The organism is Halanaerobium polyolivorans (assembly GCF_020711195.1).
GTDB classification, from domain to species: Bacteria; Bacillota; Halanaerobiia; order Halanaerobiales; family Halanaerobiaceae; genus Halanaerobium; species Halanaerobium polyolivorans.
Genome location: NZ_JAJFAT010000030.1, coordinates 1 through 8,391, shown reverse-complemented (window position 1 = coordinate 8,391; position 8,391 = coordinate 1). Strand labels below are relative to the sequence as shown.

Annotated in this window: 9 protein-coding genes and 1 rRNA gene; all 10 read left to right on the top strand. The window is 34.6% G+C overall.

What is annotated here, in order from left to right; all coding sequences use genetic code 11:
• Positions 1–77 (top strand): 5S ribosomal RNA (rrf, locus tag LJ207_RS12575); the annotation flags it as partial.
• A 170-nt stretch (positions 78–247) separates the two neighbouring features.
• Entirely contained in the window at positions 248–1,783 is a 1,536-nt protein-coding gene (locus tag LJ207_RS11950; protein WP_229346729.1) for a glutathione ABC transporter substrate-binding protein, read from the top strand.
• A 103-nt stretch (positions 1,784–1,886) separates the two neighbouring features.
• On the top strand, positions 1,887–2,807 hold the full coding sequence (locus LJ207_RS11945) for an ABC transporter permease (protein ID WP_229346728.1): 921 nt from the start codon (positions 1,887–1,889) through the stop codon (positions 2,805–2,807).
• A gap of 12 nt (positions 2,808–2,819) precedes the next feature.
• Positions 2,820–3,662 carry a nickel transporter permease gene (gene nikC / locus LJ207_RS11940; protein WP_229346727.1) on the top strand — a complete coding sequence of 281 codons (843 nt, stop codon included), beginning with the start codon at positions 2,820–2,822 and terminating at the stop codon, positions 3,660–3,662.
• A 309-nt stretch (positions 3,663–3,971) separates the two neighbouring features.
• Positions 3,972–5,447: an NAD(P)/FAD-dependent oxidoreductase gene (locus tag LJ207_RS11935; RefSeq protein WP_229346726.1), complete on the top strand. Its 1,476-nt coding sequence runs from the start codon at positions 3,972–3,974 to the stop codon at positions 5,445–5,447.
• The gene (locus LJ207_RS11930; RefSeq protein ID WP_229346725.1) at positions 5,440–6,720 is read left to right on the top strand and encodes an NAD(P)/FAD-dependent oxidoreductase; all 1,281 of its coding nucleotides are present in this window, start codon (positions 5,440–5,442) and stop codon (positions 6,718–6,720) included. Before LJ207_RS11935 ends, LJ207_RS11930 begins: the two co-directional genes overlap by 8 nt.
• Positions 6,721–7,092, top strand: coding sequence for a DUF1667 domain-containing protein (locus LJ207_RS11925; RefSeq protein ID WP_229346724.1), 372 nt, complete (start codon positions 6,721–6,723; stop codon positions 7,090–7,092). It begins immediately after the preceding gene.
• Positions 7,093–7,235: 143 nt separating this feature from the next.
• On the top strand, positions 7,236–7,817 hold the full coding sequence (locus tag LJ207_RS11920; RefSeq protein ID WP_229346723.1) for a glycerol-3-phosphate responsive antiterminator: 582 nt from the start codon (positions 7,236–7,238) through the stop codon (positions 7,815–7,817).
• Between the two features lie 118 nt (positions 7,818–7,935).
• Positions 7,936–8,214 carry an HPr family phosphocarrier protein gene (locus LJ207_RS11915; protein WP_229346722.1) on the top strand — a complete coding sequence of 93 codons (279 nt, stop codon included), beginning with the start codon at positions 7,936–7,938 and terminating at the stop codon, positions 8,212–8,214.
• Positions 8,204–8,391, top strand: a 188-nt coding sequence (locus tag LJ207_RS11910; protein WP_369414193.1) for a phosphoenolpyruvate-utilizing N-terminal domain-containing protein, incomplete at its 3' end; no start/stop codon positions are given. The genes LJ207_RS11915 and LJ207_RS11910, both read left to right, overlap by 11 nt.

Genomic DNA, 8,391 nt, shown 5'->3' with positions numbered 1-8,391 from the left:
CGAACACAAAAGTTAAGTCCTCCAGCGCCTATGGTACTGCATTGGTAACGATGTGGGAGAGTAGGTCTCTGCCGGATTTTTTTTATTCCTTTTTATTTTTCTGAATATTAAAATAATTAACTCAAGATATTAAAATCAGCAAAATTAAAGCAACAAATAATTTTAAAAAAAGAGGAATTTAGACATTTATATCTAATATACTAAAGTAGAGTATCAAATATTAAAAAATCAGAAAGGAGAATTTTTGATGAAGAAAAAGATCTTATTTATGTTAATATTTTTTATGGCAGTAAGTTTGTTATTACCTTTTGCTGCTGCTGCCCAGGAGGGTGATGAAATTAGAGTTGCTTTCGGTGCTGATCCGGAATCACTTGATCCATTCTATGCTCAATCTTCTCCTGCAGCTATGGTAATGGTTCATATGATGGAAACATTATTTGAAATGAAGCCAAATGGAGATATAGTACCTCTATTAGCTGAAGATTATGATGTTTCTGATGATGGCCTAACTTATGATCTATATCTACGGGAAGATGTAGAGTTTCATGATGGTACACCTTTTAATGCAGAAGCTGTTAAGTTTAATCTTGATCGCTTAATTGAGGGTGGAGCAGTGTATTCTTTTCTAATTGACAGAATTACAAATATAGAAGTAATTGATGAATATACTGTTAGACTTCAGACTGATGAGCCATTTGCTCCAATTTTAGCTCATTTATCTCATGACTTTATTTCAATGATTAGTCCAGCAGCTGTAGAAGAATATGGTGATGATGTTGGTAGTAATCCAGTAGGTACAGGTCCATATATCTTCCAGGAATGGTCACGTGGTGAAGAAATAGTCATGACCAGAAATGAAGATTATTGGGGAGAAAATGCTAATATTGAGAATTTTAAAGTCTTAGTTGTACCTGAAGAGGCAACTAGAGTTGTTATGCTTGAAACTGGAGAAGCTCATGCTATTATGAATGTTCCAGCAAGAGATGTCCCAAGATTAACTGAAAACCCAGAAGTGACTGTGGAAAGTGTTCCAAGCTTAAGAACTTTATATATTGGTCTTCACAACCAAAGAGAACCTTTTGATGATGTTAGAGTAAGAAAAGCTGTCAACTATGCTGTAGATACTGAAGCTATAGTTGAGAATATTTTAGCTGGTGCAGGACGTCCTTCTGATGCTCCTATTTCTCCAGATATCTTCGGTTATTCTGGACAGGAGATTTATCAATATAATCCAGAAAGAGCTAGAGAATTACTGGCAGAAGCTGGTTATGAAGATGGTTTAGAAGTAGAATTTTACTATCCTACTGGAAGATATCCAATGGATGCAACTATTGCTCAGGCTGTTCAAAGTCAGTTAGCAACAGTTGGTATTGATGCTAAAATGACAACAATGGAATGGGCTACTTACTTAGAAGTAGTAGGTCAAGAACCTGAAAAAGTAGAACATGATATGTACTTCCTTGGTTGGGGTACTGTAACTGGTGATGCAGATTATGGTCTATATGCATTATTCCATTCAGATGAGATAGCTCCTGCTGGTAACAACTGGCATTTTGCTGATTATCCTGAAGTTGACAGATTACTTGAAGAAGCTAGAGTTAATACTGATCCTCAGGCAAGAGAAGAGTTATATGCACAAGCAATTGAATTAATCTGGGATGATGCTCAGTGGATTTTCTTACACAGTATTTCTCAATTAAATGGTGTTAGAAATGAAGTAGCAGGTTTAGTACATCATCCAAGAGAACACATTGAAGTAATGGATGCTTATTTTGTAGACTAAAATTACTTTAAATTTAGAATAATTATTAAAATTAAAGGGGCCCTGCATCAAGGCAAAGGCAGGGTCTCATTTTATGTAAATTTATTTATTTGGAGGGATTAATGTGTCTTCGTATATTTTAAGAAGATTATTATTGTTAATACCTGTTTTAATAGGAGTTGCCATTATCGTTTTTGGAATGGTAAGATTGCTGCCAGGTGATCCTGCGGTCGCGATGGCAGGTGTTCATGCAACTCCACAATATATTGCACAGGTAAGAGCAGAACTGGGTTTAGATGAACCCATTCATGTTCAGTTTGGAGTTTTTGTTAATAGATTATTTGAGGGTGATTTAGGAATTTCTACTCGAACGAGGCGGCCGGCTGCTCAAGAAATATGGCCTAGGTTTAAAAATACGGTCTATTTGACAGCTATTGCTCTTTTTATTGCCAGTTTGGTAGGGATAACTGCAGGAGTTATTTCATCTGTTAAACCTTATTCAATTTATGATCAGATTGTTATGCTCTTTTCATTATTTGGGGTTGCAGCACCTGTATTCTGGTTGGGCTTGATTTTGATGCTTATTTTCTCGGTTAATTTAGGCTGGTTTCCTTCTTCAGGAATGGGGACACCACTGCATTTTGTGCTGCCAGCGGTAACACTTGCTGCTAATTCAACCGCTTTAATAGCTAGAATGACAAGGTCAAGTATGCTGGAAGTTTTGAAAAATGATTATATTACAACAGCTAGAGCTAAAGGTTTAAAAGAGAAAGTTATTATTATCAAACATGCATTAAGAAATGCTCTAATACCTATTACAACCATTTTAGGTTTGAGATTTGGTATGCTTTTAGGTGGAGCTGTTTTAACTGAGACTGTCTTTTCCTGGCCTGGAGTTGGGCGTTTGATGGTTGATTCGATACTTGCTAGGGATTATCCTGTAGTTCAGGGTTCAGTTTTACTATTGGCATTGATGTTTGTTTTAATTAACTTATTTGTAGATATATTATATGCATTTTTAGATCCACAAATTAGTTATAGTTAAAGGAGGGGAAATATGCGTTTAATAGATCAAAAAGCTTTAAGACAATTAAAAAGAAATAAGCTGGCTATTATTGGAATAGTATTTATTATTTCATTATTTATTATAGCCTTGTTTGCTCCCTATATTGCCCCTCATGATCCATATCAAACCGACTTTTTTAATACTTTACAGGGACCATCAAGAGAATTTTTATTAGGTACTGATGATTTAGGAAGAGATGTTTTAAGCCGTTTGATTTATGGGGCTAGAATTTCTTTGACAATCGGCTTTATATCTGTTGCAATTGGTTTGATTGTTGGTGTTCCTGTTGGGGCTATATCAGGATATTATGGTGGTAAAATAGATATAATTACCCAGAGATTTGTTGATATAATGATGGCATTTCCAGGTATGCTGCTGGCGATAATCATTGTTGCAGTAATGGGAGTTGGACTTGTAAATGCTATGATTGCAGTAGGGGTGGTATCTATACCAACCTATATTAGACTTGTCAGAGGTTCGGTATTATCTTTAAAAAATAAAGAGTTTGTGCAGGCTGCTAAAGCAATTGGTGTGAGAGAATCAGTGATTATTTTTAAACATATTTTACCACACTGTCTTGCCCCAATTATTGTTCAGTCTTCACTACAAATAGGGGTTGCGATTTTATGGGCAGCAGGACTTGGTTTTCTTGGTTTAGGTGCTCAAGCTCCAACACCAGAATGGGGAGCTATTTTAAGTCAGGGTAGAGGTTATATAAGAACTGCTCACCATGTTACTACTTTTCCTGGAATTGCAATTATGTTAACAGTACTTGGATTTAATTTGCTTGGAGATGGCTTAAGAGATGCCTTAGATCCAAAAATGAGAAATTAAAAATTTGTAAATTATTTGACAAAGCAAAAATTCAATGGTATACTGTTTTTAAATTAAATATTTTATAAGGTAGAGTCGAAAAGATAACCTTATTGAAACCTGGGGATTACTATGTCAACCGTAATCACTTGATTTCAATAAGGTTTTTTTGTGTTTAAATTTTATTTTAAGTCGATTAAATCATATCTACCTTAAACTCTAATGGAAGGAGGATCATATAAAACTAAAAAAACAAATAAATTTGATTAAACTAACAAGTATTTTAAAAGCTTAGAAAAGAGTAATTAACTATTATTAGGAGGGAACTAATTGTCAAAAAAATATGATGTTATTATAATTGGTGCAGGTATTTCAGGATGTGCGGTTGCTTGGAGGATTGCACGTTATGATCTAGATATTTTATTATTAGATAAAGAAGCAGATATTGCTACAGGTACTACAAAAGCTAATACTGGGATTATCCATGCTGGATATAATGCAGACCCTAAAAAGCTCAAAGGTAGATTAAATAATAAAGGTAATATTCAGATAAAAGAAATTGTAAAAGATCTAAATATCCCCTTTGAAGAAATAGGTTCATTGGTAGTTGGAGTAGAAGGTGATGATTTAAGTGTATTAGATGATCTATTAGAAAAAGGTAGAGAAAATGGTGTAGAAGGCTTAGAAATCGTTGATAAAGAGTGGCTGCGTGAGAATGAACCTAATATAGCAGAAAATGCAGTTGCAGCTCTTTGGGCACCTACAGCAGGGGTTATAACACCATGGGAGTTTGCCTTGGCTATGGCAGAGAATGCAGTAGAAAATGGAGCAGAGGTTCAATTAGAAACTAAAGTAGAAGATATTTTAATTGAAGATGATAAGGTTGTTGGAGTAAAAACTAATCAGGGTGAATATAAAGCTGATTATGTAGTTAATGCTGCTGGAGTTTATGCAGATGAAATTTCTAAAATGGCAGGTGTAGAAAAAGTAGATATTACTCCTCGTAAAGGAGAATACTATATTTATGACCATGCTAAAGATTTTGAATTAAATCATGTAGTTTTCCCAATTCCTACCCCAGTTAGTAAAGGGATAGTAGTAGCACCTACAGTAGAACATAATATTTTAATTGGACCAACCTCAGAAACAGCAGACAGCAAGGAAGATCTGTCAACTTCATCTGAAGGTTTAGAAGAAGTTTATACTGGTGCTAAAAAATTATTCCCCGAATTAGATCTAAGAGATACAATTAGAGTTTTTTCCGGTTTAAGAGCTGCAGACAAAACAGAAGATTTTGTTATAGAAGCAGCAAAAAATGTAAAAGGATTTGTTAATGTTGCAGGTATTCAGTCACCGGGACTATCGTCTGCACCAGCAATTGCAGATCTTACAGCAGAGATATTAGAGGAAGAGGGCTTAAAACTTTCTGAAAAAGATAATATTATTGAAAAGAGAGAAGAACCAGTCAGATTTTATGAAATGTCAAATGAAGAAAGAGCAGAATATGTAGATCAAGATAAAGATTATGGGCAAATAATTTGTCGCTGTGAAACAGTATCATATAAAGAAATTGTAGATGCAATTAATGGTCCTGTAGGTGCAAGAACAGTTAATGCTGTTAAAAGAAGAACTAGAGCAGGAGCAGGAAGATGTCAGGGCGGCTTCTGTGGACCAAAAGTAGTAGAAATACTAGCAGATGAACTTGGACTTGATCCAACTGAGATTAAACAGGAAGAAAACAATTCAAAAATTCTTGATTATAAGATTAAAGAATTACTTGAAAGCAAGGTGAGCGTTAATGCATAAATTAAATAAAGAACTTGTAGTAATAGGTGGAGGACCAGCCGGATTAGCAGCTGCAAAAGAAGCATATGAAAAAGGGATAAAAGATGTAATGGTAATTGAAAGAGATATGGAACTAGGAGGTATTCTTCCTCAGTGTATTCATAATGGATTTGGGGTACATCACTTTAAAGAAGAATTAACCGGTCCTGAATATGCTCAGCGTTTTATTGATGATGTTGCTGAGAGAGATATTGAAGTTAAACTAAATACAATGGTTTTAGATGTAACAAAAGATAAAAAAGTATATGCGGTTAATAAAGAAGAAGGGTTTTCAGAAATCCAGGCTGAAGCTGTAATTTTAGCCATGGGATGTAGAGAAAGAACAGCCGGTGCAATTGGAATTCCAGGGACCAGACCAGCTGGTGTAATAACTGCAGGTACTGCACAAAGGTATACAAATATAGAAGGATATGTTCCCGGAGATGAAGTAGTTGTACTTGGCTCAGGAGATATTGGCTTAATTATGGCTAGAAGGATGAGATTAGAGGGAGCAGATGTGAAAGCTGTTTGTGAACTTCTACCTTATACAGGTGGCTTAACCAGAAATGTAGTTCAATGTTTAGAGGATTATGATATTCCTCTTATGCTAAACCATACTGTTACAGAGATAATTGGTAATGGTAAATTAGAGGCAGTTGAGATTTCTGAGGTCGATGAAAATCTCAATCCTATTCCTGAAACTGCAAAAATTATCAAAGCAGATACTCTATTGTTATCTGTTGGCCTAATACCTGAAAATGAATTATCTAAAAAAGCTGATGTAGTGCTTGATGATAGAACAAGTGGCCCAATAGTTAATGAGGGTCGTGAAACCAATATAGAAGGTATTTTCGCTTGTGGTAATGTATTACATGTCCATGATCTTGTCGACTGGGTTACCCAGGAATCAGAGATTGCTGGAGACTGGGCAGCTAAGTATATCAAAGGTGATTATAAAAGATCAGGTGGAGAAGTTGAAGTTAAAGCAGGGGAAAATGTAAGTTATGTTATCCCACAAAAAATAGAGCTGGAGTCTGAAGATAGAAATAGAATACCTCTTTATATGAGAGTATCAACTCCCTTAACTGCTGTAGATGTCAACTTATATGCAGATGGAGAAAAATTATATTCTTTCTCAGAACCATTTGCTAAGCCTGGAGAAATGATCAGTGTTCCTTTAGCTCAAAAGACCTTAGATGGATTAGATGATTTAAAAGAAATCAGAGTAGATATTATAGAAAAGGAGGGAAATTAAATGATAGAGAAAAAACAATTGACCTGTGTTGCCTGTCCCAAAGGATGTGAGGTAGCAGTAGAATTTGAAGGTAACGAGATTATTTCTATTGATGGCCATGCCTGTCCTCAGGGAGAGGACTATGCTAAAGAAGAGGTAGTTGCACCAACAAGGATTTTACCAACAACTGCAGTTGTAAAAAATGGTTCCCTTCCTTTAGTACCAGTTAAGACAACCAAAGCAATTCCACTTGAAGTAATACATGATGCTATGTCAATTATCGGTAATATAGAAGTAGAAGCTCCAATAAAAATGGGAGATGTTTTAATAGAAAACATTTTAGATACCGGGGCAGACATAGTTGCAACAAGAAATTTAGCCAGACAAATATAAGTTTGTTTTCCCCAGGGACATTATAGTTCCTGGGGTTTTTAAGTTTAAATAAGATTTTTTAAAAAATTAAGTAAAAAGAAGGAGTTTGCAATGATAGATAAAAGTATATATAGTAATAGGAAACAAAAAAAATAAGTGGAGGTGTGAAATTGAGACATTTAGCAAGTTATTTTAAAAAATATCCTGTAATTCCAGCAGTAAGAGATATGGAGCTCTTAGAAGAAGCTATGGGGAAAAAAGAGGCCGTAATTATATTTTTACTTGCTGGTTCTATTTTTGATTTAAAAGAGGCGATGGAGCTTGCCCATAAAAATGATAAAATTTTGATGATAAATATTGATCTATTAAAAGGGATTGCTCATGACAAAAAGGGAATTGAGTATTTAGCAGAAAATAATTTATGTGATGGGATTATTTCAACTAAAAGTTATTTGATTAAAATTGCTCATAAAAATGATTTGATGACAATTCAGAGAATATTTCTTTTAGATTCTGGCTCTTTAACAAGTGCTAAAAAAATGTTAGGTGACCGTTCAGTTGATGCAGTAGAAATACTGCCTGCTATTGCAGCTCCATATTTTATCAAAAAATCTAATCAGCAAAAAAATCATAACTATCAAATTATTGCCGGGGGTTTAGTAGAAGAAAAAGAAGAGATAGAATATCTGGTAGACAAAGGAGTTTTTGCAATTTCTACCAGTAGACAGGAACTCTGGAATTATTAATAATTAAAAAATAATTATAATTTATATTTTTTTCTAAAAAGGGATGAAATCATCCCTTTCTTTGTGATAAGATATATAGATAGATGAAGTAAAAAAACATTTAGAAAGGATGATTTAATTGTCAATCGAAAAATCTGTAGAAATCAAAAATAGAACAGGTTTACACGCTAGACCTGCAGCTCAGTTTGTGCAAAAAGCAGGGCAGTTTGAATCCAAAATTAACATTATTCATGAGGGTAAAGAGGTTAATGCCAAAAGTATTATGGGGGTTATGAGCCTTGGAGCAGGTAAAGGAAATAAAATTACAATTAAAGCTGAGGGCGAAGACTCTGAGCAGGCTGTAAAAGAGCTTGTTGATTTCATAGAAATTGAGATGCCGAAAGAAGATGAGGAGTGATTTCATGGAGGGGATAGGAGCATCACCAGGAATTGCAGTTGGTAAGGTTTTAATTAAAAAAGATCAAGCAATTGAGATAGACTATGATAAGATCAAAGAAGCAGAAGTAGAAGCTGAAATAGAAAAACTGCACAGTGCACTTGAAAAAGCAAAAGAATCATTAAAAGAGTTAAAAGC

Coding starts and splice junctions, on each gene's coding strand:
- nikC (WP_229346727.1), top strand. CDS start 2,820: ATGCGTTTAATAGATCAAAAAGCTTTAAGACAATTAAAAAGAAATAAG.
- LJ207_RS11950 (WP_229346729.1), top strand. CDS start 248: ATGAAGAAAAAGATCTTATTTATGTTAATATTTTTTATGGCAGTAAGT.
- LJ207_RS11925 (WP_229346724.1), top strand. CDS start 6,721: ATGATAGAGAAAAAACAATTGACCTGTGTTGCCTGTCCCAAAGGATGT.
- LJ207_RS11930 (WP_229346725.1), top strand. CDS start 5,440: ATGCATAAATTAAATAAAGAACTTGTAGTAATAGGTGGAGGACCAGCC.